Source organism: Myxococcus sp. CA040A, assembly GCF_013336725.1.
GTDB classification, from domain to species: domain Bacteria; phylum Myxococcota; class Myxococcia; order Myxococcales; family Myxococcaceae; genus Myxococcus; species Myxococcus llanfairpwllgwyngyllgogerychwyrndrobwllllantysiliogogogochensis.
This window is the reverse complement of record NZ_JABUMR010000006.1, coordinates 1-23,815: the sequence shown is the minus strand read 5'-3', so window position 1 is coordinate 23,815 and position 23,815 is coordinate 1. Positions and strand designations below refer to the sequence as shown.

Annotated in this window: 18 protein-coding genes; 11 read left to right on the top strand and 7 right to left on the bottom strand. The window is 69.0% G+C overall.

The features are described 5' to 3' along the window. The first annotated feature begins 64 nt into the window (after nt 1-64). From HUA75_RS26165 to HUA75_RS26145, 5 genes are all read left to right on the top strand, one after another. Nucleotides 65-517: a biopolymer transporter ExbD gene (locus tag HUA75_RS26165; RefSeq protein WP_174487922.1), complete on the top strand. Its 453-nt coding sequence runs from the start codon at nt 65-67 to the stop codon at nt 515-517. Nucleotides 518-642: 125 nt separating this feature from the next. Then, nucleotides 643-1,347, top strand: coding sequence for a phosphatase PAP2 family protein (locus tag HUA75_RS26160; protein ID WP_254613971.1), 705 nt, complete (start codon nt 643-645; stop codon nt 1,345-1,347). A 227-nt stretch (nt 1,348-1,574) separates the two neighbouring features. Beyond that, entirely contained in the window at nt 1,575-3,323 is a 1,749-nt protein-coding gene (locus HUA75_RS26155; RefSeq protein ID WP_141649322.1) for a histone deacetylase, read from the top strand. Between the two features lie 54 nt (nt 3,324-3,377). Continuing rightward, nucleotides 3,378-4,037, top strand: coding sequence for an acyltransferase (locus HUA75_RS26150; protein ID WP_174456881.1), 660 nt, complete (start codon nt 3,378-3,380; stop codon nt 4,035-4,037). A gap of 270 nt (nt 4,038-4,307) precedes the next feature. Continuing rightward, entirely contained in the window at nt 4,308-6,344 is a 2,037-nt protein-coding gene (locus tag HUA75_RS26145; RefSeq protein WP_217446288.1) for an ATP-binding protein, read from the top strand. Nucleotides 6,345-6,415: 71 nt separating this feature from the next. On the opposite strand, the gene HUA75_RS26140 is transcribed toward HUA75_RS26145, so the two are convergent. Together HUA75_RS26140 and HUA75_RS26135 are read right to left on the bottom strand one after the other, a co-directional pair. After that, entirely contained in the window at nt 6,416-7,570 is a 1,155-nt protein-coding gene (locus tag HUA75_RS26140; protein WP_174456879.1) for a hypothetical protein, read from the bottom strand. 131 nt (nt 7,571-7,701) lie between these two features. After that, nucleotides 7,702-9,678 (bottom strand): HEAT repeat domain-containing protein, encoded by a 1,977-nt coding sequence (locus HUA75_RS26135; protein ID WP_174487920.1) that lies wholly within the window; start codon nt 9,676-9,678, stop codon nt 7,702-7,704. A 586-nt stretch (nt 9,679-10,264) separates the two neighbouring features. Between HUA75_RS26135 and HUA75_RS26130 the strand changes: the two genes are divergently transcribed. The 3 genes from HUA75_RS26130 (at nt 10,265) to HUA75_RS26120 (ending at nt 12,672) form a co-directional block, all read left to right on the top strand. Further along, nucleotides 10,265-11,425, top strand: coding sequence for a VCBS repeat-containing protein (locus HUA75_RS26130; RefSeq protein ID WP_174487919.1), 1,161 nt, complete (start codon nt 10,265-10,267; stop codon nt 11,423-11,425). 69 nt (nt 11,426-11,494) lie between these two features. Further along, a complete protein-coding gene (locus tag HUA75_RS26125) occupies nt 11,495-11,926 on the top strand; it encodes a hypothetical protein (RefSeq protein ID WP_141643445.1) in 432 nt (143 codons plus the stop codon). Then, a complete protein-coding gene (locus HUA75_RS26120; protein ID WP_174487918.1) occupies nt 11,923-12,672 on the top strand; it encodes a hypothetical protein in 750 nt (249 codons plus the stop codon). Before HUA75_RS26125 ends, HUA75_RS26120 begins: the two co-directional genes overlap by 4 nt. A gap of 64 nt (nt 12,673-12,736) precedes the next feature. Here the strand turns inward: HUA75_RS26120 and HUA75_RS26115 are convergent, their stop codons facing one another. From HUA75_RS26115 to HUA75_RS26095, 5 genes are all read right to left on the bottom strand, one after another. After that, nucleotides 12,737-13,573 carry a Hint domain-containing protein gene (locus tag HUA75_RS26115; RefSeq protein ID WP_141643443.1) on the bottom strand — a complete coding sequence of 279 codons (837 nt, stop codon included), beginning with the start codon at nt 13,571-13,573 and terminating at the stop codon, nt 12,737-12,739. Between the two features lie 45 nt (nt 13,574-13,618). Continuing rightward, complete coding sequence (locus HUA75_RS26110; protein WP_371746194.1) at nt 13,619-15,190, bottom strand: M4 family metallopeptidase; 1,572 nt, start codon at nt 15,188-15,190, stop codon at nt 13,619-13,621. A 166-nt stretch (nt 15,191-15,356) separates the two neighbouring features. Beyond that, nucleotides 15,357-16,169 carry a hypothetical protein gene (locus HUA75_RS26105; protein ID WP_174487917.1) on the bottom strand — a complete coding sequence of 271 codons (813 nt, stop codon included), beginning with the start codon at nt 16,167-16,169 and terminating at the stop codon, nt 15,357-15,359. A gap of 46 nt (nt 16,170-16,215) precedes the next feature. Next, complete coding sequence (locus HUA75_RS26100) at nt 16,216-17,961, bottom strand: M1 family aminopeptidase (RefSeq protein WP_174487916.1); 1,746 nt, start codon at nt 17,959-17,961, stop codon at nt 16,216-16,218. 86 nt (nt 17,962-18,047) lie between these two features. After that, nucleotides 18,048-18,884 (bottom strand): Hint domain-containing protein, encoded by an 837-nt coding sequence (locus HUA75_RS26095; protein WP_141643440.1) that lies wholly within the window; start codon nt 18,882-18,884, stop codon nt 18,048-18,050. Between the two features lie 476 nt (nt 18,885-19,360). Between HUA75_RS26095 and HUA75_RS26090 the strand changes: the two genes are divergently transcribed. From HUA75_RS26090 to HUA75_RS26080, 3 genes are all read left to right on the top strand, one after another. Next, nucleotides 19,361-21,394, top strand: a complete 2,034-nt coding sequence (locus HUA75_RS26090; protein ID WP_174487915.1) for a neutral/alkaline ceramidase — start codon at nt 19,361-19,363, stop codon at nt 21,392-21,394. 308 nt (nt 21,395-21,702) lie between these two features. Then, entirely contained in the window at nt 21,703-23,043 is a 1,341-nt protein-coding gene (locus HUA75_RS26085; protein WP_174487914.1) for an AHH domain-containing protein, read from the top strand. Nucleotides 23,044-23,062: 19 nt separating this feature from the next. Then, nucleotides 23,063-23,638 carry an imm11 family protein gene (locus HUA75_RS26080; RefSeq protein ID WP_141643437.1) on the top strand — a complete coding sequence of 192 codons (576 nt, stop codon included), beginning with the start codon at nt 23,063-23,065 and terminating at the stop codon, nt 23,636-23,638. The last annotated feature ends 177 nt before the right edge of the window (nt 23,639-23,815 follow it).

Below are 23,815 nucleotides of genomic sequence, written 5' to 3'. Positions count from 1 at the left end.
CGCCAACGGGTCTTCGTGCCCGTGTACCCATGAGGCTGTCCCTTCCTGCAAGGAGCAGTCGCGCATGGGCATGTCCATCGGTGGTGGCCGGGGTGGAGTGAAGAGTGACATCAACGTCACGCCCCTGGTCGACGTGGTGCTCGTCCTCCTCATCATCTTCATGGTGGTGACGCCCATGATGACGCGAGGCAAGGACGTGGTGCTTCCGCAGGCGGAGCACATCGAGAAAGAGGACGGGCCCGACCCGTTGGTCCTCTCGGTGACGCCGGACCGGAAGCTGTTCGTGGAGTCCGATGCCTATCCGGACGAGCGTGCCTTCCAGGCGAAGCTCAAGGCCGTGTTGCGGCAGGAACCTGGGCGGCGCCTGTTGCTCAAGGCGGACCAGTCGCTCACGTACGGGGACGTGAAGAAGGTGATGCAACTGGCGAAGGGCTCCGGAGCGGAGCGGGTGTCGCTCGCGGTGGTGAAGCCCGCGGATGAGGCGAACTCCGGTATGCCGTTTCCGTTGGAGCCCTGATGGGTGTCCGTGGGTTCCGGTGATGGGGCCGGAGCCCACGAGACGACAGTCCGAAAGTCACGCGGGCCTCCGTGCGCGAGCCCAGGCATAGTGCCACGGATATGTGGCGTGGCTTGTGGGCGAGGATGTCCCAGCAGAACGTGGCGGTGACGCGGCTCTTCGGGATGCTGCTGTTGCTGGGCGTGTGCTGCCTCGGGTTCATCGCGTTGTCGGACGAGGTGTCGGAGGGGGAGACGCAGGACTTCGACGAGCGGGTGTTGCGTGCGCTGCGAAGTCCGGAGGACCCGCTGGTGCCGAGGGGGCCGTGGTGGTTGCGGCTCACGGCGGAGGACGTGACGTCACTGGGGGGCGCGCCGGTGTTGTTCCTGGTGACGCTGGCGGTGTGCGGCTTCCTGGTGTTGGTGCGGCGCTATCGGACGTTGCTGCTGGTGCTCGTGGCGACGGTGGGTGGGACGCTGCTGAACGGGGCGCTGAAGCAGTTCTTCTCCCGGCCGCGACCCTCGGTGGTGCCGCACCTGAAGCAGGTGATGACCACGAGCTTCCCGAGCGGACACGCGATGTTGTCGGCCATCGTGTACCTCACGCTGGGCGCGCTGCTGGCGCAGCTCGCGGAGAGCAGGCGCGTGAAGGCATACATCCTCATGGTGGCGCTGCTGCTTCCGCTGTTGGTGGGACTGACACGGGTGTACTTGGGGGTGCACTACCCCACGGACGTGCTGGGCGGCTGGGTGGCGGGGCTCGCGTGGGCGCTGCTGACGGCGCTCGTGGCGCGCGGACTGCGCCGCCGCAGCCCGGCCTTGCGTGAAGAGACGCGGCGCGAGGTGGAATGACAGCGGTCTCCGTGCAGAAGTAGGCCAACGACTCGTCCAGCGGGGCTGCTCGGCCTCCAGGAGACCGAGAGGGCGTCGGTCCCAGCGTCGGGCATGAACGCGCCCCACCCTGTGCCTCACGAAAAAGCCCCCACGAGGCGCCCTCTGGGCGAAAGTCACGGCCCCGTGCGCTGTCTCTTCCGTCCCTCCCCACCGCGACCGTTCCCCTCTTCCGCGAGGTTCGCGGCATGAGCGTCTGGAGCTGGCTGGGTCGGTGGTTCCCCTCGCTGCGCAGCGAGCACGTCCCCATCTTCTACGAAGAGGACTACCGACTCCCCCTCACCGGCATCGAGTCCACCGTCGGCGTCGAACCTCGCGGCGTGGACTTCACCACCTGGTATCTGCTGGAGAAGCACGTCGTCCGCCCCTCGGACGTCTACCGGCCCAGGCCCGTGAGCTACGCGGAGATGTCCCGCGTCCACGACGCGACCTACCTGGAGTCACTCAGCCTCCCGGAGACCCTGGCTCGCATCTACGCCGTGGACCCGTCCGAAGTGCCCGTGGACACCCTCCTGTCCAACGTGCGTCTCGTCTGTGGCGGCACCCTCGGCGCCGCGCGCCTCGCCTTCGGCCGCCGTGGCCCCGTGGTGAACATGTCCGGCGGCTTCCACCACGCCGCCCCCAGTCGCGGCGGCGGCTTCTGCGCCGTCAACGACATCGCCATCGCGCTCGCCTCCCTCAACGCGGATGGCTACGAAGGGCAGACTGTCGTCCTCGACCTCGACGCCCACCCTCCCGACGGCACGGCGGAATGTCTGGCCGGACATCCGAAGGTCTGGATTGGCTCGCTGTCCGGCAGCGACTGGGGCTCGCTGCCCGAAGGCGTCGACGAGACGCGCGTGCCCGAGGGCATCACCGACGACGGCTACCTCGCGCTGCTCGAGGCCACGCTGTCGCGCATGCCCAAGCCCGACCTCGCCTTCGTCATCGCCGGCTGCGACGTGCTCGCGGGTGATCGCTTCGGACGCGTGGGCCTCACCGTGCAAGGCGCGCGACGACGAGACCAGCTCCTGGCGCGCACGCTGCGCGGTGTGCCCAGCGTGTGGCTCCCCGGCGGCGGCTACCATGCCGAGTCCTGGAAGGTCTTCGCTGGCACCGTGCTCGTGCTGTCCGGCATGGGCGGCCGCCGCATCAAGGCGCGCTATGACCCGCTGAGCGCCCGCTATCAGCGCATCTCCCGGTTGCTCTCGCAGGAAGGCGAGCCGCTCGATGAGCCGCTCACGCTGGAGGACCTGGAGGGCTCGCTCGGCCTGGGCGGCACGTTGCAGCCCCGCGTGCTCGGCTACTACACCGCGCAGTCACTGGAGTACGCCCTCTTCCGCTACGGCCTGCTGTGGCAGGTGGAGCGGCTGGGCTACAGCCGCCCGCGTGTCGAGGTGGGCTCCACCGGCGTCGGAGACCGCATCAAGGTCCTGGGCCGCGCGGGCGGACAGGAGCACCTGCTCGTCGACGCCGTCGTGGAGCGGCGCACCATCGCGGGCGAGCCCTTCTTCTTCGTCAACTGGCTGAGCCTGCGCCATCCCCGCGCGCGCTTCAGCGAGCGTCGCCCCCAGCTCCCAGGCCAGGACGTCCCCGGCCTCGGCCTCGCGCGCGAGGCCACCGAGATGTTCGTGCTGATGGCCAAACGACTCGGCCTCGCCGGCGTGGCCTCACGGCCCATGTGGTACCACCTCGCCGTGGTCGCCCGGGCCCGCTTCCGCTTCGTGGATCCCGCGCGTCAGGGCCGCTTCGAGGCGATGATGAGAGACTTGGCCCACCTGCCCCTGCTCGAAGCCACTCGCGCCGTGGCCGAGGGCCGCGTGTCGCTCAACGGCGAGCCCTACCGCTGGGAGCCGGATGACGTCGTCCTGCGCCTGGAGCCCGTCCCCGTCGACACCGACGTCATCGCCGCCGAGCGCGAGCGCTGCCACTTCACCGTGGAGTCCCGGCACGGTTGAGCCCCCGCCTGCTCGCCCACCCCGAACCCCCGGGGCTCATGGTAGGCAGGGGGCGTGGACCTGGACGCGCTCCGCCGTGAGCAGCACAAGCTCCGGCTCTCGTGGATGCCGTGGCTCTATTTCTCCCTCAAGCCGCGCCACCGTGAGTGGGCGGACGCGTGGCAGCGCGAGGTGCAGGAGCGCCTGCGTGAGCTGGAGACCGTCGAAATCGCCGAGGGCTGCTTCATCGCCCCGGAGGCGCGCATCTTCGCCGAGCCCGGCCGCGCGGTCGTCATCGGCCCCGGGTGCAGCATCGCCGCGGACGCGTTCGTCCACGGCCCCGTCGTCCTCGGGCCCCGGGTGAGCCTCAACGCCCGCGTGAGCCTGGACGGCGGCGCCGGCGGCATCCGCATCGGCGAGGGCACCCGCATCGCCACCGGCGCCACCCTCTATGCCTTCGACCACGGCCTCGCCCCGGACCGCCCCGTGCGAGACCAGCCCGTCACCTCCCAGGGCATCACCCTGGGCGCGGATGTGTGGATAGGTGCCAACGCGGGCGTGACGGACGGCGTCACGGTGGGGGACCACGCCGTGGTGGCCATGGGCGCCGTCGTCACTCGCGACGTGCCTGCCTGGGCCGTCGTCGGTGGGGTGCCCGCCCGTGTGCTCGGGGACCGTCGCCAGCGCCACCGCTCGGGGGCTCCGGGCGGGTGGGAACCGGGCGACCAGGAGTGAACCTTCTCCGCCTTCATTGACTTCCCGACATTCGCCGGCTCTATGCTGGAGAAGACGTCGCCACCGGGAGGGGCACAGGGTGTTGGACAGGCCTCTGGCAGCCATGTGCGCTGCCTGGACGCTGGACCCCCGCCGAGGGCGCAGGAGGCCGAAGTGGCAGACGAGCGGCGGGACGTGGGGCGTGTCGAGGCCCCGGTACCGGTTCCCGAGGCGAGCGCGGGTGGCCATTCCTCCCGAGCACCCTCGTCATCCCCAGACAGCGGGGCCGCGATGGCGCGGCGTCTCCAGGTGCTGGAGGGTCTGCTCAGCGAGGTGGTGTTCCAGCTCGACGCCCACGGCCGCGTCGCCTACCTGGGCCCCGGCTGGGAGAAGCTGACCGGGACGCTCGGCGCGGTGTTCCAGGGACACCCGCTGCTGGAGGCCGTACACCCCCCGGACCGCGAGGCGGCGAGGACCCTGCTGGAGGCCGTGGCCACGCAGCGACTCCCGGACGCGCGCCAGGAGCTGCGCCTGTCCGTGGGCGATGAGGCGCGGTGGGTGGTGCTGGCCGCCCGGAGCGTGCCGGGCCTGCCTGGCGAGGTGGTGGGCACGCTGCTGGATATCGACTCCCGCCGTCGGGCCGAGGAGGCCGTCGCCACGCGCGAGCGCTACCTGGAGACGATGGTGGAGGTGCAGCGGCGGATGATGCCGCACCAGCTCCCCGTGGACCTGTACGCCTCCGTGGTGGAGCCGCTGGGCCGCGTGTCCGCCGCCAGCCGCGTCTACGTCTTCGAGATGCACCGCAGCGCGGAAGGCGCGCCGCTCGCCTCGCAGCGCGCGGAGTGGTGCGAGCCGGGGATTCCTCCCAACCTGGAGGACCCGAACATGCACGGCCTGCCGCTCCTGGAGGCGTTGCTGCCCGAGCAGGCCTCCGCGCTGATTCGCGGCGAGCCGGTGCAGGGCCTGCCCTGGAGCTTCACGCCCGTGTTGAGGCCGATGCTGGAGGCGCAGGGCGTGCGCTCGGTGCTGCTCCTGCCGCTGCACGTGCATGGGCAGCTCTTCGGCGTCATCGGCTTCGACAACTGTCGCGAGGCGCGGCCCTGGGGGCCCATCGAGGTCAACCTCCTGTCGGGCGCGGCGGGCACGCTGTCGCTCGCGCTGGAGCAGCGCACGGACAAGGCGCTGCGCGTGCGCACGGAGACGACGCTGCGGCGCACCGAGGCCGGCGTCCACCTGCTCATCGAGGCCTTCCCGGACCCCGTCATGGTGCACGTGGGGGACGGCGTGCTGCTGTCGGTGAACCCGGCGCTGGTGCAGTACCTGGGTTACCGGGACGCGTCGGAGCTGGTGGGCCGGCACGTATTGGAGCTGGTGCGCGAGGAGGACCGGAGCGCGGCGCAGCTCTACCTGGGCCAGGCGCTGGAGGGAAAACGGGCGGCGCGCGCGGTGGAGGTGCCGCTGGTGCGCCGCGACGGCGAGACGGTGGTGGCGGACCTGGTGACGCTGGCCGTCGTCTTCGACGGGGCTCCCGCGTGGGTGACGATGGCGCGCGACTTCACGGAGCGAAAGCGCTCCCAGGCGCAGCTCATCCTCGCCGACCGCATGGCCTCCATGGGCCTGCTCGCCGCCGGCATCGCGCACGAGCTGAACAACCCGCTGGCCTACGTGCTCTCCAACCTGGACTTCCTGCACGCCACGGTGGGCCCGCGGGCGCGTCCGCTGACGCCCGATGACCTGGTGGAGTGCCGCCAGGTGCTGGACGACGCGCGCGAGGGCGCCGAGCGGATGCGGCAGATTGTCCGCCAGCTGCGTGTCTTCTCCCGCGTGGAGGACAACCGCGAGGAGCCGGTGGACGTGCACCGGGTGCTGGACTCGGTGGCGCAGATGGCGGCCAGCGAGGTGCGTCCCCGGGCGCGGCTGGTGAAGAGCTACGGCGTGGTGCCTCCGGTGCGTGGCAACGAGGGCAAGCTGTTCCAGGTGTTCCTCAACCTGGTCATCAACGCCGCGCACGCGATTGAAGAAGGCCAGTCGGAGACGAACGAGATTCGCATCACCACGCGGCCGGAAGACGGCGAGCGCGTCCTGGTGGAGGTGCGCGACACGGGGGGCGGCATCCCTCCGGAGCACCTGCGCCGCATCTTCGACCCGTTCTTCACCACCAAGTCCGCGGGCCTGGGCACGGGCCTGGGCCTGTCCATCTGCGACACCATCGTCACCGCGCTGGGCGGCCACATCTCCGTGGAGTCGTCCGTGGGCGTGGGCACCACCTTCCGCGTGGCCCTGCACGCCTCGTCCCCGCTGGACACCGTCGCCCGTCACGGCCTGTGAGCCCGGGCGGCGACTGACTCCACCTCGCGCGCGTGACTGGCCCGCGAGGTGGAGCGTCTTCTTCGGGCGTGTCAGCTACAGATGCCCAGGGGCTGTGAGCCCTCGACTCCCAGCAGCGTCCGTTTGTGGGTGATGCCGGCCCACTGGGCAATCGTCACCCACCAGGTCTTCTTGAAGAAGAGGATGCGGACGCGGGCGAAGGCCTTCAGGGTCCCCGAGAGCGTGTTCAGGTCCAGGTCCGTCTTCAGCTTCCAGTCGAGCGTGCAGACAGGCCAGAACACCTCGCCCGAGGCGGGCAGGGTGGCGTTGATGAGCGCCAGGCTGCCCTCCACGCCGAAGGCGACGATGATGACATCCACTGACGCGGATGCGGCGACGTTGGACCAGCCGCCCGGTATCGCCGACAGCCGCGCCACCGTGGGGCCGATGAGCCCCTGCACCGCCAGCTTCACGCCGCCGGAGAGTGACGCCTTCACGGTGATGGGCACCGGCCCCACCATGAACGTCTTGGAGGCGGAGAAGAACGTCCGGCTCCAGTTGATGGGAGGCGGGGAGTACGTGGCGTAGAGGCTGGTGGACCAGACCTCCTGGCCCAGCACGTAGAGCGCCGCCGTGCCGCTGTTGTCGCCGCCGTTCTGCCCCACCACCTGGGCGCGCCCGCGCACCACGTCGTGCTCCGAGGAGAACACGGCGGCGAAGAGCCTGCCGTCCGCCACCGCGACCACTTTCTTGTCCGCGTTGATGGTCGCCGTCTCGGCCGTGAGCAGCGCGTTGAGGTGGTAGCCCGCGCCGAAGAGGCTGTTGCCGAACTTCTCCGTGCGCACGTAGGACTTGTTGAACGTCTGAGACGGGTTGGTCCACGGCATGATTTCCGTCGGCGGAGGGACCTGGTGCTGGAACGCCTCCGGGATGACCGCCTGCTGGACGTCGATGTTGTGCGTGAAATCCGACGCGTCGTACTGGAGCTGGCCTCCCGTCCGGTTCGTCTCGTCCTGGAGGATGGCGTACTCCTGGGTCGTCGTGTAGCTGGCACCCGGGACGAATGGCGCGACCTGCGACTCCCACGCCACCTTGTTGTTGAGCGTGTAGCCCGGGGCGTAGACGGCGAAGGGGTACTTCGAGGGCTGGACGACGTAGGGGTTCGGGTCGACGTAGCTCTGCGCTGCGCCGAGTCCTGGAACCACGGCCAGCATCATCGCGACGAAGCGCGACAGTGCCCTGTTCATGTGGGCCTCCGGGGGATGGGTGGAAGGCCGATTATTTACTCCGGGTGAAGTCGTTGGATGTGATTGGTTCGTGAAAACACGGTGCGAGCCGGGTCGGTATGTCTGACTTTCCACGGTCCGTCGCGTCAACTTCAGGGCGCTGACTGAGAGGGAACAGGTGTGGTGGGGGTTTCCACGTACGTGGTGGCCATGCGACGGATGTCGGTATTGCGCTCATGCTGGCTTGCCCAGCGCAGCAGGGCCAGGGCGCCAGGTGTGTTGCCCCGGTGCTGGCCCAGAAGCTGGATGATATCGGAGCGCACGCCGTCGGACACGTCCTCGCGCAGCGCCTGTCCCAGCACGGGCAGCAGCAGGGGCTCCAGGGGACGGAAGCCGCAGGCGAAGACCGCGCCCCGGCGCACCTCCGAGACAGGGTCGTTCACCAGACGCTCCAGCAGCAGGCGGTCCGCCTCCGGGCCGGGAATCCCGCGCAGCGCCACCATGGCCGCCTCGCGGACCTTCACGGAGTCGGAGCGCAGCGCGTCCGCGATGGACTCGAGCGCGCCCGGAGCCCGCGTGTTGCCCAGCGAGCGCAGCAGCAGGGCCCGCTGCTCCGCGTTCGTCGCGGCGCGGTAGTCGTTCTTCAACTCCTGCACCAGCGCCTCCGAGCCGCGCGCGTCGGTGTCGTTCAGCTGGAGCGCGGAGTTGCCCAGGGCCAGCGTCGCCGTGCCCCGCAGCCTCGGGTCCTCGCTCCGTGACAACTGGCGCAGTGTGTCCACGCCTTCGCGGATGGGGTTGTCCGCCATGCCCAGCGCGGAGACCGCGTCCATGCGCACGTCCGTCGTCAGCGCGGCGTCGACGGTGGCCGACGCCAGGGCGCGCAGGGACTCGGGCGTGCTCGCCGCGGAGAGCGCGCCCAGCATGGCGCTCGCGGCCAGCGGGGACAGGTCCTTCGAGCGCAGCAGGGCGGGGATTCGCGCGGCCTCCTCGGGGTGGAGCAGCAGCAGGGCGCGCAGTTGCTCCAGGGCCCGCGTCCGCACGTCGTCGCGGGCCTTCTCGTCGGTGGGCAGCGCGAGCAGGTCCGCGAGGATGTCCTCGAAGCGACGCGAGCCGAGCACCTGTCGATGATGGGCGAGCGGGTCCGTCGCCTGCCCCTGGAAGGTGGCCAGCGCGGCGGTGTTCAAGAAGCCCGCGCGCGCGGCGAAGGCGTCGTGCAGCGACGGCTCCTGTCGACGCTCCAGCAGGCGCAACGTCAGCTCCGTCGCGTTCGTCACCGTGGGCAGTCCCTCGCCCGGCTCCACCGTGAGATGCTCGCGCGTCTGGAGGCTCTGGAGCCACGCGCCCTCGCCCAGCTCGAACGTGGAGCCGCCGCTGACGCTCATGCGCAGCTCCGTGCCTGGCGGCTGGAGTCCTTGTGGCGTGGCCACGAAGGTATAGGCCCGCTTGCGCTTGTCGAAGCGGCTCGTCCCCTGGCGCTGGTACTCCGCGACGTACTGGCCGGAGGTGTCCTGCTCTTCGGTTCGCCACGTCGTCCCGGGGACGCCGTTCACCACGAACTGGGAGGACGCCAACACCGAGCGCAGCAGCCCGCGCGCCAGCTCGTCCACGCCCTGCTCGAAGTGTGTCAGCGACACCGCGCCCGTCCTGTCCAGCGTCGCGAAGAAGGGCAGCGACAGCGCCGCCACCATCGCCTGCCGCGTCTCGGGCGACAGCGCCCCTTGTCCCTCCACCTCCAGCCCGAAGCTCGCCGGTCTCAGGTGGAGGCGGACGAGGACGGTGTCTCCCTCGGCGGAGACGATGCCCACGTCCCACTCACCCTGGAGGGCGAAGCGCATGCCCTGCGCCGTGGCCGCGGCCGGGTTCTTCTGTTGGCCAAAGGACACTGTCAGCCCCAGGCTCAACGCGTGACGGTGGAGCGTGCCCGGCACCCAGGCGCGTCTTCCGGCCTCGTCGCGCGCGTCCGGGACGGCCTCGGCGGGTGCTGGGCTCGTGGAAGCCCGCACAATCGCCGCCGCGTTTCCCACCGGGGCGGAAGATGCTTCCCCCGCTTGCTTCCACCACACGGCGCCCAGCCCCAACAGGAGCAGGAACGCAGCCAACCCGACAACGTGCAGCCGCTTGCGGCGCATGGAGTCTCCCGAGGACGCTTCCTTGACAGGGGTGTGTGTCCCAAACCACGCTTGTCATTGAATGACTGGGAACGCCAGCGTTCCGAGAATATAGCGAAACCCCTTATCGTGGGGCTGACATGCTGAATCGACTCCGCTTTCGTCATCTCATACCCGGAGTGTGCGAGGCTCGACGTGCTTCGCATCCGGGGCCGTGGCGCTGGCTGGTGGGGTTCTCGCTGGCGTTGCTCGCGGCCTGTGGCGCTAGGGAAGACCTCCCGCCGCCTGGCGCGCTCGGCACGCAAGGCCAGGCCGTCCGCACGTGCCCTGTCGCCCAGGTCTCCTCGCTGTCCGACTCCTGCATGGGCTCCTGCCATCTGGGGTGCGGGGACGGCTTCTGTCAGGCGGGCGCGGAGACGGAGGCCACCTGTCCGGGCGACTGCTGGTGCGGTGACGGAATCTGCACCGCGGAGACGGTGAACACCTGCCCCGTGGACTGTGGGTGTCCCGGTGGGCTCACCGCGGCCTGTCCATCGTCGGACCCTTCATGTTCCCGCGCCCTTGGGGACCCCTTCGCGGTTCCCCTCCTCCAGCCCTAGGACGCACCATGTTCCGCTTCCACCACCTCCTGCTGGGCTGCTGCGCGGGGCTGGCGTGTACGTCCTCCACCATCTCCCCGCGAGTCCTCGCGGAAGCCCAATGGCTCGGCTTCCCGGAGGCCCGCGTGACGCTGTCGGCGGGAGGCTCCAAGGCGAGAGGGCTGCACGTCGCGGACGTGGACGGCGACGGCGTGAAGGACCTGGTCCTCGTGGCCTCGCAGGAGGAGCATGTCTGCATCCACCAGGGGGTGGGGAGGGGAGGCTTCGCGGCGCCCCGGTGCCTCGCCGCGGGGACCACGCCCATGGACGTGGCCGTCAGCGACGTGAATGGTGACGGCCGCCAGGACCTGCTCATCGTCGGCCACTTCTCCAACGCCCTCACGGTGCGCCTGGGCGCGGCGGAGGGCGCGTTCCTGGCGGGAATCCCCTACTCGCTGGGCAATCACTCGCAGCAGGTGCGGGTGGCGGACCTGGATGGGGACGGGCACCTCGACGCGATAACCAAGAACGCGGGCTCGGCGGGCTTCTGGAACATCACCTCCCTCAAGGGCCGGGGAGACGGCTCCTTCGGTGAGGCCGTGCCGCATTCCGTCACCGGACTGCCTCGGGATTTGGTGGTCGCGGACGTGAACGACGACGCGCTGCCCGACGTCCTGGTGCTCAACACCAACAGCTTCACCGTGGACATCCTGCTCGCCAGGAAGGACGAGAAGCTGACCGCCGTCCCTCCGCTCAAGCTCAGCGGGTCCGCGGATGACGAGCCCTTCCGGCTCGCTCCCGTGGAGGTGAATGGCGACGGCAGGCTGGACCTCGTCATCACCCACGGCCTGTCGGACAGTGGCTACCTCTCCCTGCACCTGGGCGACGGCAAGGGCGGCTTCACCTCCACCCAATCCATCCTCGCCAACGAGCCAGGAGAGGTGGTGGTCGCGGACTTCAACCAGGACGGGCGCAGCGACATCGCCCACGCCGGGATGTCCGGAGGCGTCTACCTGCTGCTCGGAGCGGCGGACGGCCAGCTGGGGGCTCCGATGCGCGTGGCGTCCAGTGTGACGCCCACGTCCCTGGTCGCCGAGGACCTGGACGCGGATGGCTTCCCCGACCTGGCGTGGACGACGCCGGATTCCGTGGAGGTCCTCCTGGGCTCCACGACTCGTGGTGAGCCCTAGCCGCGCTCGGCTCGGCAGCGACGTCGGTTTTTCGCGGCACCTTGAGATGCACCCCTCGTGGAGGTTGGCATGAAGCAGCTCTGGCTCGTCGTTGGTCTGGTCTTCGTCGGCTTCGCGAGCCCCTCCTGGGCGCAGCTCAGTGGCCGGTGCGGTGGGGATGACAACCTCACGCCGCAGCAAGTCCCGGGGCGCAACGCGTGGGCGCGCAAGTGCGGCTACATCTCCGCCGCGAAGGAGGCCATCCTCAACGCGGACAGCGAGTACCAGGTCTTCGCCAACGGCTGTTTCCAGTACCCGTGCTCCACGAACAGCTGTCAGTTCTTCGTGCCCGTCTCCGCCAGCGCGCCCTGTGTGGCGGGGCTCGTCATGCTCGGCTCGTGCGTGGCGGCGAGCACCGTGTCGCTCCCGAGGGGCTCCGTGCTGGCGTACCTGGACGACTCAGAGCCCGCGTGGCCCATGTGGCTCCAGCACGCCCCGCGTCACTCGGCGGGCCCTACATGAGCGCGGCGGCCCCTGGCCGCTTCGTCCAGCGTCTCGCGGTGGTCGTGGCCTGCCTGACGTGGGTGGCCTGCAATCCCGTGGACCCCACGGGTTCGAGTGAAGCGCTCGGTGAGTCCTCCCAGGCACTCCCCTACTGCCAGTGCCCGCTGCAGTACCTCCGGCCGGGCGAGGTGGTGGATCCGCTGCAGCCCCAGTGCCCCTATTACGAGTGCGAGAACTCCTGCGGCGACGGGTACTGCGGCCCGCTCGAGGACTCGTGGAGCTGCTCCTGGGACTGCGGCGCGCCCACCGTGTGCGGAAACGGAACGTGTGACTTCGGCGAGAGCGAGGGGACGTGTCCCTCCGATTGCTACTGCGGAGACGGCTGGTGCAATGGCGAGTCGGCGTACTCGTGCCCCGTCGACTGCGGCTGCCCCAATCCCTGCGGCAACGGGACGTGCGGCGCGGGCGAGTCCACCGCCAACTGTCCCGGGGATTGCGGCTCGGCGTGTGGAGACGGCGCCTGCAATGGGACGGAGGACGTGTTCAGTTGCGCCGCGGACTGTGGCTACTGCGGGGACAATTTCTGCACGGGCTCGGAGACGTGGAGCAGCTGTCTGAATGACTGCGGCTTCTGTGGGGATGGCCTCTGCAGCGGCATCGAGAACCGCTTCCTCTGCGCCCAGGACTGCGGTTTCTCGGCCCCGTGCTTCCTGCCCGTCGAGCAGTGCCCCCTTCAGCCGCTCACCCCCGACGCGCCCCGCTGAGGGAGGCTGGGACTCCGGCGATTCACACAGCCGGAGTCCCAACCCGAGGGCTCAACGCGCGGGCCTACAGGCCGCTGACGTCCACGTCGTCACGCAGGGACAGGCGGTAGTCGTCCTGGGCCCACTCGTTCTGGAAGCGCACGGAGCCGGTGAGGAAGCCCTCCGCGTTCATCACGTTCTCGAGCTTCACCTGGCTCTCCGGCCGGACGTTCCAGACCTGGCCCTTGAAGTTGAAGACGGTGACGCGGCTCAGGTGCAGCTTCACGCCGTCGGCGCCCAGCAGCGTGTCGCCGGCCTGCAGCGTGCGGGCCTTCACCATCGTCCCGTCCTCCAGGACCATCGGGTGCTCCGCCGTCACTTCCAGGCGGCGACCCTCCTGGGTCTCCAGGGTGAAGATATCCTCCTGCGTGTCGCCCGCGACGAAGCTGCGGATGGTCTGCTCGCCATAACGCAGGAAGCCCGCCTCTGAGTCAGGGCTCAGGGCCGTCACGGTGGTGAGGCCGGACGCGTACGCCTCCGGCACCGGCAGCATCCGCCCACCGAAGGCGACCTTCTGGCTGGGCGTGGTGCAGCCGGCGACGCAGGTGCCCAGCTTGTTCAGGCCGGTGATGCACTCCGCGGACTCGACGGCGGGGACGAAGAACGTACAGGACGAGCCCGCGGGCACGGCCGGGTACGCGAAGCAACCGTTGGTGAAGACCTGGTACTCGTTCTCCGTGTTCAGGTACGCCTCGCGCGTGGCGGTGATGAGGCCGCACCTGCGGGCCCAGGCGTTGCGGCCCCGCGCGAGGTCAATCGTGGTGAGCTGGTCATCCTGGAAGCATCGCGTGGACAGCTGCGCCAGGGCGGTGCTCGAAAGACAGACAGAGAAGACTGCGACGGCGATGAAGACATTCTTCATGGGTTCTCCTTGAGGTGATTGGGAATGGACTGCGCTTGGAGTCGCCTACGGCACGCCCGCGGCGCCCCAGGCGTCACGCACCGCGTTCACGACGGAGGCGTCGTAGCGGTCCTGGGCGGCCTGGACGGTGTAGGCCTTGGCCTGGGACATCGTCGTGGTCGACGTGTAGTAGTTCGTCGCGGCGAAGTAGAAGGTCTGCGCCGCGCGGTTCATGCCCACGCCCGCCACGTTGATGGGGGTCTTGCCGCGCGGGTGCGTGCCGCCCGTCACGAGCAGCTTGAAGACCAGGTTCTGGATGCCCGAGTTCCAGTGCACACCGCCGTTGTCCGCGGTGCCCGTGTAGCGCTCGGGGTAGTAGTCCTTGGACGAGCCGTCCCGCGTGGGGTTGTCCATGTAGCGCAGCGCATCCCCGCCGATGTTCGGCGTCCAGATGTCCTCGCCAATCTTCCAGACGTCCGCGTCGATGGCGCCGCCGCGAGCCCAGCTCTCGCAGATGGCGGCGGCGATGTCCGACAGGCTCTCGTTGAGCGCGCCGGACTCGTTGCGGTACACGAGCCCCGACTCGTACTGCGTCACGGCGTGGGTGATTTCGTGGGACACCACGTCCAAATCCAGGCCGAGCTGACCGGAGTTCACCCCGTCGCCATCGCCGAACACGATTTGAATGCCGTCCCAGTACGCATTCACGTACGAGGCGCCGTAGTGCACGGTGCTGGTGATGGTGGCGCCCCGGTCATCGAACGAGTCGCGACCGAAAATCGTCTCGTAGCAGGCGTACGTCGTGCCGACGTGGTCGTAGTTCACGTCGACGTGGTTGTCGCCCGTGGCCGCGCCGAGCTCGATGCGGCGCAGGGTGCCGGGCGTGGTCCACTGGTTGTTGGCCGAGTGGATTCGACGATTCTGGGCGGAGTGGATGAGCGGCTGCACGTCGAGCACCCGGCCCGACGCCGCGTCCACGTAGACGCGGTCCCTGGCGGGCGCATCCTCGCGAGTGCCCGCGCGCGTCACCTCCCAGGCGGAGGCCAGCGAGCCCTCGGCGCCCAGGAAGTAGACGAAGCGGGGCTCGCCCTCGACGACGAGCGTGTCGAGCCCCTCCAGCGCCGCGCGCTTCACGTCGTCGATGGGGAACCGCGCGAGCGTCGCGGGCTCACCAGCGCCTCGGGCCGAGCCATTGGCCGCGTACACCAGGCCCGCCGTGTTGACGTGCAGCACCAGCTCGCCCCCCACGACGCGGATGCCCTGGCGCGTCTGGTCATAGCGGATGTGCGTGAAGCCCAGGTCATCCACGCGGCTGGAGCGCACCGTCAGCTCCTCCGCGCGCAGCCCGAACACCGGGGCGATGGCGCGCAGCGCGGGCGCGAGCGCGTCACCGGCCTTGAGCGCCGCGAGCGCGGTGTCCGCCGTGCCCAACCGTCCCCGGATGAAGCTGGGGGTGCCGTCCTTCCCCACGTCGACCACTTCCACGCGGCCCAGCGCGGCGAGGGCGTCCTGCCGAGTCTGCCGAGCTTGCCGGGTGCTGTCCCGCGCCTCGGCCGGGTCCGCCGGGACGTCGCCGCACGCGACGCCCACGACGGCACAGCACGCTCCAATCAATCCCTGTTTCCAAGTCCGAGTCACGACGCGCTCCTGTCTTCTGGTGGGTGTTGCTTCACGGCTCCAGCGCGGGCGCGACCACCCTGTCTCCGGATGGGTGGGCGAGCCCTCCTCGCTGGCACTTCGGGACACACGAGGCCCCCTCCGCCCTCGGCGGACAGGGTGCTCCTGGGCCCATCACGGCCGCGGATTAGAGGTGTGCTGTCATCCGCTGGACTTCGTCGGGGCTGGCCCCCGACTCCGCCAGTCCGGCGACGAGCGCCTCGCGCAGCAGGTTCCTGAGCCGGGGGTTCTCCAGCTTCGAGTACGTGTCGACGGCCAGCTGCCGGTCCACCTGCGCGAGCCGGAACAGCAGGTCGTACTTCTCTCCGACGAGCCCCTTCTTCACCGAGTCCGGCAGCGCGCTGTCGATGGGCGACAGCGCCAGCGACGTCATCGCCTCGCGGGCGGTGGGCTCCTGGGGTGCCAGTTCGAAGAGCAGGTCAATCATCGCCATGCGCTCCAGCACCGGCTCGGGCTTGGTCTCCAGGAACTGGGCGCCGGCCGGCAGCTGCTGGAGCGCCGTGGGGTCCGCCAGCTCGTTCCTCAAGCCGATGATGCGCGCGCCGCCTTCCCGCGTGAGCTCCTCGACGAAGACCTCCTTGCGGAAGAATGCGTTGAAGCGTCCGGCCCGGTACTCCCTCGCGGACACCCGCGCGGCCTCTCGCTGCTCCTTCGCCACCCGGGCCTCGTCGGTGGCTGGCGCGGCCTCGGACGGCGTGGGAGCGGGCGTGCCCGGGTGTCGCGGGAGCGCCGCGGTGGGCTGTGGAGAACTCGTGGGCTTGTGCGCCTGGGACGCCGTGTCGGCGGGAGGCGGCGGGGTGGAGGGCGTGTCGGCGCCCTTCAGGGTGACGAGTCCGTAGAGCCCCGTGCCTCCGAGGACGAGCAACGCGAGCCCGGGTCCCATCATCCGCCAGCGTCTGGGAGGCTTTGGCTTGGCGCTCTCGGGGGGATGTCCGTTCATGGGGCCTGCGCTCCTTGTCGATGACGACGCGATTCGATGAGAGGGGTTAGAACAGCCAGCGCGGCGGAGGCGGCTCGTCGGAGACTCCGAGGAACCTGCGGTTGACCACCCGGTTCTCCGGGTCCACCGTCACCTGCAGCACGGGCTCGGGGAAGGGCACCGTCACGTGGAGGGTGTCCGACTCGGGCTCCAGGCCGTAGTCGAGCGTGACGAGCTTGGATTGCGTGGCGCCTTCGAGCAGCACGTCCACCGCGACGGGGTAGTGCGTTCCGGAGACCGAGCGTTGGAGGGCGGTGAGGGTGACGTCGCCGTCGTCCTCCTCGGTGCTCACCTCGAAGTAGGGCCAGTCCGGGTCACCCGCGCCGTGGACCCAGGCGTCGAAGTACGGGCCCAGGTTCTTGCCTGATGCCTGCTCCAGCGCGGCGCGCAGGTCGTCGACGCTCCGGTCCCCGGGCTGGGACAGGAAGCCCTTGATGCCCCGGAGGACGGCGTCCTGGCCGAGCAGCGGCTCCAGTTGGAGGAAGAGAATCATGGGCCCGGTGCCGTAGACGTCCGACGCGAGCGAGAGGAAGACGGGCGGCGGGTCATCCTGCGGCTGCGGGTAGTACGCCGCGGTGCGCGCCAGCCGGTCCCAGTACGCGCGCGTCTGCTCCGCCTCGCCCGAGGGGCGCGCGCGCAGCTCGTACAGGTACGTGAGGTATTCGGCGATGGCTTCCTTCCACACGAAGTCGAAGGGCCGCGACAGCGTGGTGCGATTGCCCGCCCACTGGTGCACGACCTCGTGCATCAGCGTGTGCATCGTCATGTTCGCGTAGTCGCGCCGCAGGTCCGGCAGGTCCTCGCGGAGGATGAGGTTGGCGGGGTGCTCCACGCCCAGCCACTCCGTGGGCGCGCCCGCGACGCGCAGCTCCGTGCCGTAGGGCAGCGGCCCCAGCTCACCGATAATCCAGTGCAGGTACGCCTTCACGTCGTTGGCGTTGAGCGAGGCCGCCAGCTTCCCGCCGGGCACCTCGTAGAACACCAGCTTGAACTTGTTGGACACCTCCGTGAACGTGCTGGGGACCCAGGCGGGGTTGGAGGCCACGGCGAAGGACGAGTACGTGGGCGCCTTGGTGAGCCCGGTCAGCGTGCACTTCGTCGTGGTGTTGTCCGGACGGGTGCGCTGGCCCGGGCACACCACGCGCTCGTTCTGCGCGTGCTTGATGGTGAAGACATACTGCGCGAGCTGGTCCGTGCGGTCGTCACAGGGGCCGAACCTGTCGCAGCCCTCCACCCAGTTGAGCAGGTAGGAGAACGTGTTGCCCGCCTTGTCCGTGCGGCGGGAGAAGCCGACCTGCGTGAAGTCATACGTCTGGAGGGGCACGGTGAAGCGCGCCTCCAGCTTCACCTGGCCCGCGAAGAGTCCCGGCCCACACACGCGGATGCCGTCCTCGACGGACTCGGACCGCAGCGGGGGGTTCCCATTCCAGTGGACCTCGGTGAGGCCCTGGGGGGCCTTCACCACGAAGCAGTCGCCGCCCGGGGGGTAGACGTCCATCAACAGCGTGGACTTCGCCGCGCCCGTCTGCGTCGCGAATTCGTATTCGTAGCGCGTCACCTGGGCGGTGAAGTCGCCCGAGGGCGCCATCGGCGTGAAGGAGTGCGCCCGGGTGTCGAGCGGCGCCTCCTGCTCGGAGGCGTCCTCCGTCGGGCCGCACCCGGTCCCCGTGAGCACCAGGGGACTCCAGGTCAGCGCCACCACCGCGAGACCGCGTGCCACCTTCTTCGCAAACCATCCTGGGATGCTTCGCATGGCGTCCTTGTCGTGAAGTGACGAGCGCGGTGGGACGCGAGAGCCCATGCCCCCTGCGGGCTCTCGCGTCGGTTCAAGCAGGCTGCTCAGAGGCCGTCGACGCTGGCCTCGTCACGCAGCGACAGGCGGTAGTGGTCGTCCGCCCACTCGTTCTGGAAGCGCACCGAGCCCGTCAACAGGCCCTCCACGTCGAGCACGTTCTCAATCTTCTCGTGGCTGACCGGCTGCACGTTCCAGGTCTTCCCCTCGTACCGGAACACGGTGACGTCGCGCAGCTCCACCTTCTCGCCCGTGGTGCCGAGCAGCAGGTCGCCCTTCTGCAGCGTCTTGGCCTTCACCATCTCACCGGAGGCGGTGACCATGGGGTGCTCGGAGGTGACTTCGACGCGGCGGCCGTCCACCGTCTCGAGCGCGAACACGTCCTCCACGGTGTCTCCGGCCACGAAGGCGCGGATGGTCTGCTCTCCCGTCGTCGGAGCGACGAGCGACGCGTCCTGGGTGAGCGCCGTCACCGTGCGCACGCCCGCGGCGTAGGCGTCCGAGATGGGCCAGTACTCACCACCGAAGGAGACCTTCTCCTTCGCCGTGTAGCAGCCCGTCACGCAGGTGCCGAGCTTGACCAGGTTGGGGATGCAGGGCGCGGCGGTGTCGGCGGGAATGTAGAAGGTGCACGTGGCGGTGGGCCCCGTCGCGGTGAAGGAGAAACAGCCGCCGGAGAACACCTGGTACTCGCCTTCGGAGTTCAGGAAGTCGCGCTTCGCCGCGGTGATGTAGCCGCAGTTGTAGGCCCAGTTGTTGCGCCCCTGCGACAGCGTGTAGGTGGTGAGTTGATCATCCGTGAAGCAACGCGTGGACAACTGCGCCGACGCCGTCGTGGAAAGCACCGCGCACGCAAGGACAACCAGATACGACAGTCGCTTCATGGCTTGCTCCGGAAGGCTGATGGGAGTGCTTTGTTTTGCGAGGAAACTGGATATACCCGGGTTCACTCTGGGTAAAGTGTAAATCGACATCTAGTGGGAATCCCTGACTGAAATGTTGGGTGCAATTGATTTGCTGTGAACACGGGTAATCCAGAGCGTGACGAAGGTGGCACTGGAGGGCCGTTCTGGTTCAAAAATCACAGCGAACTCCATGGGTTGGGTGGAGGACCTACCCCGGATTCGCGGCCCGCGAGGACAGCTCACCGCGTCAGTCATTGGCGGTTTTGAGTGCGTCCGGTGGGGCCTTGTGATGTCCCAGGGAGGACGCACTCCTGGTGTGATTCGTGCGTGCCTGGGGCCTGGTGGGAGTGTGGGCCGGCTGACGAGCGATGACGGGACGGGTGCGGGGGCCCAGCAGAGTCTTTATGAGGGGCTCCACCCTGGAGCGGCGCGTCCCATGCGCCTTGGAGGAAGGCATGCGCGCACATCTGTTCCGGCTCGTCCTGGCGCTGAGCTTCGTCCTGGGGACGGTGGCCCAGGGGGCTGTCGCTCCGCTGCGCGGTGCGTCCGGCGACACCTGTGCGGGCAACACGCGCTTCCTCATCGGTGCGGGCATGGGGGACATCACCGGCCCCGCCGCCGAGGTGGGGATGATGGGCTATGGCCAGCTCTCGCAGCAGACGGCGGGCATCCACCAGCGCCTGCGCTCGCGGGCCTTCGTCATCGTCTCGCCGTGCAACGGGCGGCGTGTGGCCTTCGTGAGCGCGGACCTGGGCATGGTCTTCCAGGCGGTGAAGACGCAGGTGGTGGAGAAGCTGCGCGCCCGCTTCGGCGACGTCTACTCCGATGAGAACGTCCTCATCAGCGCCACGCACACGCACTCGGGGCCGGGCGGCTTCTCGCACCACACCTTCTACAACCTGAGCACCTTCGGCTTCGTGCCGCAGAGCTTCGACGCCATCGTCTCCGGCATCGTCACCTCCATTGCCCGCGCGCACTCCCGGCTGGGAGCGGGCACGCTGCGCCTGGCCACGGGAGAGCTGCTGGGCGCCAGTCGCAATCGCTCGCCGGAGGCCTACCGGTTCAACCCCTCCGCCGAGCGTGCCCGCTACGCCCACGACGTGGACACGCGGATGACGCTGGTGCGCCTGACGCGGACGGATGGACGCGACGTGGGGCTCATCAACTGGTTCGCCGTCCATGCCACGTCCATGGGCAACGACAACCACCTCATCAGCGGCGACAACAAGGGCCTTGCCTCCTATCTCTTCGAGAAGGCGCACGACGCGGGTGACACCTTCGTCGCCGCGTTCGCCCAGTCCAACGAAGGGGACGTCACGCCCAACGTGCTCGGCGGGACGAATGGCGGCGGCGCCAACGACTTCGAGGACACGGAGTTGTCCGCGCGGCGCCAGCACGACTTCGCCGCGCACCTGTGGACGCTCGCCACGACGCCGCTCACCGGGGGCGTGGACTCCCGACGCACCTTCGTGAAGATGGACGCGGTGGACGTAGCGCCCGCGTACACGGATGGACAGCCGCGCCGCACGTGTCCCGCCGCCATCGGTGTGTCGATGCTGGCGGGCGCGGAGGATGGGCCCGGCTATGGGGTGGAGGGAGCGTCGTGCTCCACCCTCCATGACCTCTGGAGCCAGTTCACCTGCGCGCTCACCACCACGCCCTGCCAGGGTGAGAAGCCCATCGTCCTGGAGATGGGCAGCATGCTGCCGCACCCGTGGACGCCCAACGTGCTGCCCCTCCAGCTCGTCACCGTGGGCTCGCTCGCGCTGGTGGCCGTGCCCTTCGAGGTGACGACGATGGCCGGGCGCCGCCTGCGTCAGACGGTGCTGGAGCGGCTGGGGCCCGTCGGCGTCACCGAGGTCGTCATCGCGGGGCTCGCCAACGACTACGCGGGCTATGTGGCCACGCGCGAGGAGTATGCCCACCAGTCCTATGAAGGCGCGTCCACGCACTTTGGGCCCTGGACGCTCGCCGCGCTCCAGCAGGGCTTCGACGGGCTCGCCGTGGCGCTGCGCGACGGGCAGCCCGTGTCACCCGGCCCCACGCCTCCGGACCTGCGCTACATCCAGGCCAGCCTCCAGCCCGGCGTGGTGTTCGACGACAAGCTGCTCTGGGTGGAGTTCGGTGAGGTGCTCACCGACGCTCGTCCGGCCTACGCGCGCGGCGACACGGTGCGCGTCACGTTCTGGGGCGCGCATCCGAAGAACGACCTGCGCCTGGAGGACTCGTACCTGCGCGTGCAGCGCAAGGGCTCCATTGGCGCCTGGGTGGACGTGGCGGATGACAGTGACTGGGAGACGCGTTACCGGTGGGAGCGGGAGAACTGTCTGCCCACGCTGGGGTGCTCGCACGTCCTCGTGGAGTGGCGCATTCCTCGCGATGCCTCGCCAGGCACCTATCGCATCCTGCATGAGGGCGAATGGAAGTCGGGCTGGGATGGGCGCGTGCGCCCTTACTACGGCGCGTCGCGCGCCTTCACCGTGCGGTGAGTGGCTCGGGGCCGTGCTCGTGACGCGAGGCGCGTGCGCGCGAGAGGCCATTCCCGTTGGCTGGTATTCGGAGGACCTTCATTGACAGGCTTTGGGTGGCCCCTGGGGCCTGGTTTCCAGCGGTGAGCGTAAGTCTTGCCGTGGATGTGGTGAGCAAGCCCCAACTCATGGACCCGAGTGCGGCCGCAGCAGCATGAGGTAGGCCCGGCCCCAGGCGGTGCGGGTTAGCCTTGGCGGGCTGCCAGAATCCTCTGGTATTGCAGGGGTGCGCCCGCTCTGTGTCGGGCCACTCGCTGGGGGGACATACCATGTTGCTTCGCTGGGCGGCGCCGCTGCTCTTGCTCGCGGCCATCACCGGCTGCGCGACGAGTCGAATCGTTCGGCTGGATACCGGAACGGACTCCTACGTCGTGACTCCTCGCGAGGAGCCAGGCGCGGAATTGGACGCCGCCGAACTCGAAGACGGCGAATACGAGGAGGCCATCGCGGAACTGGCCCGGGACATGCGCCCGTTTCGCAGCCCCATGCAGGAGGCCCGAGAACTCTTCGGCGTGCCGTCCCGCAGCGGGGTGTACCGATACGAGAGTCGCCCCCCGCGCCTCACCCCCCAGCGTCGAGAAGACGCGGACGGACCCCACTTGCTGGAGTCCTACGCGGATGACGAGCTGACGCGCGCCTATGGGCAGTGGTGCTCGCGGAAGGACCAACCCGGAGACTGCTTGCGGCTGTTGGAGGAAGGCCCCCTGCTCGCCAGCGACGGCAAGTACACGTGGGCCTTGGCCATCGCGATGGACTCCGTGTGGGAGGAGACAGCCGAGGCATTGGAGGGCATGACGGACCCCGGCGCGGTCATGGCCACAATCACCGCCGCGGCGACGATGTACCTGCTGCTCTGGTCGCTCCCCGAGCCAGTGAGCAAGGGCGTGGCCGCTACCCTGACAGCCATCGCGATCGCCTACCTGGGCGTGGACACGATGTGGCGTCTGCTGGACGGGTGGTTGACCCTGGTACGCGAGGTGGACCAGGCCACGACTTTCGCGCAGCTCAGTGCGTCGGGTGAGGCGTACGGCGAAATCCTCGGAGAGAATGCGGCACGCGTCTTCGTGATGCTCGCCACGGCCGCTATTGGCAGCACGGCGGGGTTGGTCGCGAAGGCCGTGAGACTGCCGGGCTCCGCTCAGGCTGCGCTCGCCGTGGAGTCTCAGGCAGGCTTCCAGTACGCCGCGGTGGGGAGTGTGCAGTCGGTCGCGGTGGCGGCGGAAGGCTTCACCATCGCGCTCGCCCCCAACGCCCTGGCCATGGCGAGTCGGGGGATGCGCAGCCAAGGCGAGCGCCACCACATCGCAACGAACAAGAACGAAGTCTCAGCGGCGCGCGGCGGGCCCTGGACGCCGAGATTCCGGGACCTCTTCACGAGGGCTGGGATGGAGCTGAAGGACCCCGAGAACGTCGTGGAAGTCGTCGGTCACAAGGGGCCACATCCGCAGCGGTATCATGAACGCGTCCAGGAGCGACTACTCGAGGCTTTGGGGAGCTGTCGGAAGGTGGCAGATTGCCGCGAGGCCCTCACGGTTGAGCTTCGCAGGCTCGCCAAGGAGGCCGTGACCAAAGGAACGGAAATCCACAGGCTTTTGACTCAGGGCAAGTGACGCAGTGAGGGCGTCCACCATGTCGAATCACTCTCGATACTTCAGGCTCAAAGAGGACGTACAGGCCGGCAACTGGTACCTGGGAGAACCGTTGAACGGACAGGGCCGGGAGCCGGAAGACATCAGGGAGTTTAGTTCTGGGCGGCCCGTCCGAAGTGATGGTCGCCTGACGCTCTCTGTTCGTGAGCCTGGGCGTCAGCGCGATTTCAGCATGGCAGGCGTTGGCATGACTCCCGTTGTCCACATCCGGGTGGCCGCCATCTTCGCGGAGCTGGCACCCAATGATGTGCAACTCATCCCTTTGAAGCTCAAAGGCCACCCAGACGAATATCAAATCCTCGTTGCTACGAAGGTTGTCCGGTGCATCGATGACAATGCCTCAAATGAAGTGGAGTTCTGGCTGCCAGAGGACGCGCGACCGGACAAGCTCGGCCAATACCGGAACGTGGTTGATATGCGGATTGACCGCACGAAGGTGGGCAACACGAAGGTCTTCCGCACCTGGGGGTGGACAGTTGCCCTCATCGTCTCGGAGGACATCAAGGTAGCCCTGGAGCACGCGAAGGTCACAGGAGCAAAATTCGAGGAGGTCTAAACCAGAGTTCGTGATTCGCGATCAGGCTGGGGAGCAGGCGGGCGCGGAGAAGGCGGGAAGAGGGAGCAGGGGCACCTCTCGTTCGGCTCTGTGTGCGCAGAAGACCTGAGAGCGAGAAGGCCCTGCCCGAGGGCAAAGGTAGGCAGTGGTTGAAGAGGAAGCAGCGCCAGGCGCTGC

Excerpts from the sequence above, each read along its gene's own strand:
- HUA75_RS26165 (WP_174487922.1), top strand. The coding sequence starts at position 65 with ATGGGCATGTCCATCGGTGGTGGCCGGGGTGGAGTGAAGAGTGACATC.
- HUA75_RS26160 (WP_254613971.1), top strand. The coding sequence starts at position 643 with ATGTCCCAGCAGAACGTGGCGGTGACGCGGCTCTTCGGGATGCTGCTG.
- HUA75_RS26155 (WP_141649322.1), top strand. The coding sequence starts at position 1,575 with ATGAGCGTCTGGAGCTGGCTGGGTCGGTGGTTCCCCTCGCTGCGCAGC.
- HUA75_RS26145 (WP_217446288.1), top strand. The coding sequence starts at position 4,308 with ATGGCGCGGCGTCTCCAGGTGCTGGAGGGTCTGCTCAGCGAGGTGGTG.
- HUA75_RS26140 (WP_174456879.1), bottom strand. The coding sequence starts at position 7,570 with ATGAACAGGGCACTGTCGCGCTTCGTCGCGATGATGCTGGCCGTGGTT.
- HUA75_RS26135 (WP_174487920.1), bottom strand. The coding sequence starts at position 9,678 with ATGCGCCGCAAGCGGCTGCACGTTGTCGGGTTGGCTGCGTTCCTGCTC.
- HUA75_RS26130 (WP_174487919.1), top strand. The coding sequence starts at position 10,265 with ATGTTCCGCTTCCACCACCTCCTGCTGGGCTGCTGCGCGGGGCTGGCG.
- HUA75_RS26125 (WP_141643445.1), top strand. The coding sequence starts at position 11,495 with ATGAAGCAGCTCTGGCTCGTCGTTGGTCTGGTCTTCGTCGGCTTCGCG.
- HUA75_RS26120 (WP_174487918.1), top strand. The coding sequence starts at position 11,923 with ATGAGCGCGGCGGCCCCTGGCCGCTTCGTCCAGCGTCTCGCGGTGGTC.
- HUA75_RS26115 (WP_141643443.1), bottom strand. The coding sequence starts at position 13,573 with ATGAAGAATGTCTTCATCGCCGTCGCAGTCTTCTCTGTCTGTCTTTCG.
- HUA75_RS26105 (WP_174487917.1), bottom strand. The coding sequence starts at position 16,169 with ATGAACGGACATCCCCCCGAGAGCGCCAAGCCAAAGCCTCCCAGACGC.
- HUA75_RS26100 (WP_174487916.1), bottom strand. The coding sequence starts at position 17,961 with ATGCGAAGCATCCCAGGATGGTTTGCGAAGAAGGTGGCACGCGGTCTC.
- HUA75_RS26095 (WP_141643440.1), bottom strand. The coding sequence starts at position 18,884 with ATGAAGCGACTGTCGTATCTGGTTGTCCTTGCGTGCGCGGTGCTTTCC.
- HUA75_RS26090 (WP_174487915.1), top strand. The coding sequence starts at position 19,361 with ATGCGCGCACATCTGTTCCGGCTCGTCCTGGCGCTGAGCTTCGTCCTG.
- HUA75_RS26085 (WP_174487914.1), top strand. The coding sequence starts at position 21,703 with ATGTTGCTTCGCTGGGCGGCGCCGCTGCTCTTGCTCGCGGCCATCACC.
- HUA75_RS26080 (WP_141643437.1), top strand. The coding sequence starts at position 23,063 with ATGTCGAATCACTCTCGATACTTCAGGCTCAAAGAGGACGTACAGGCC.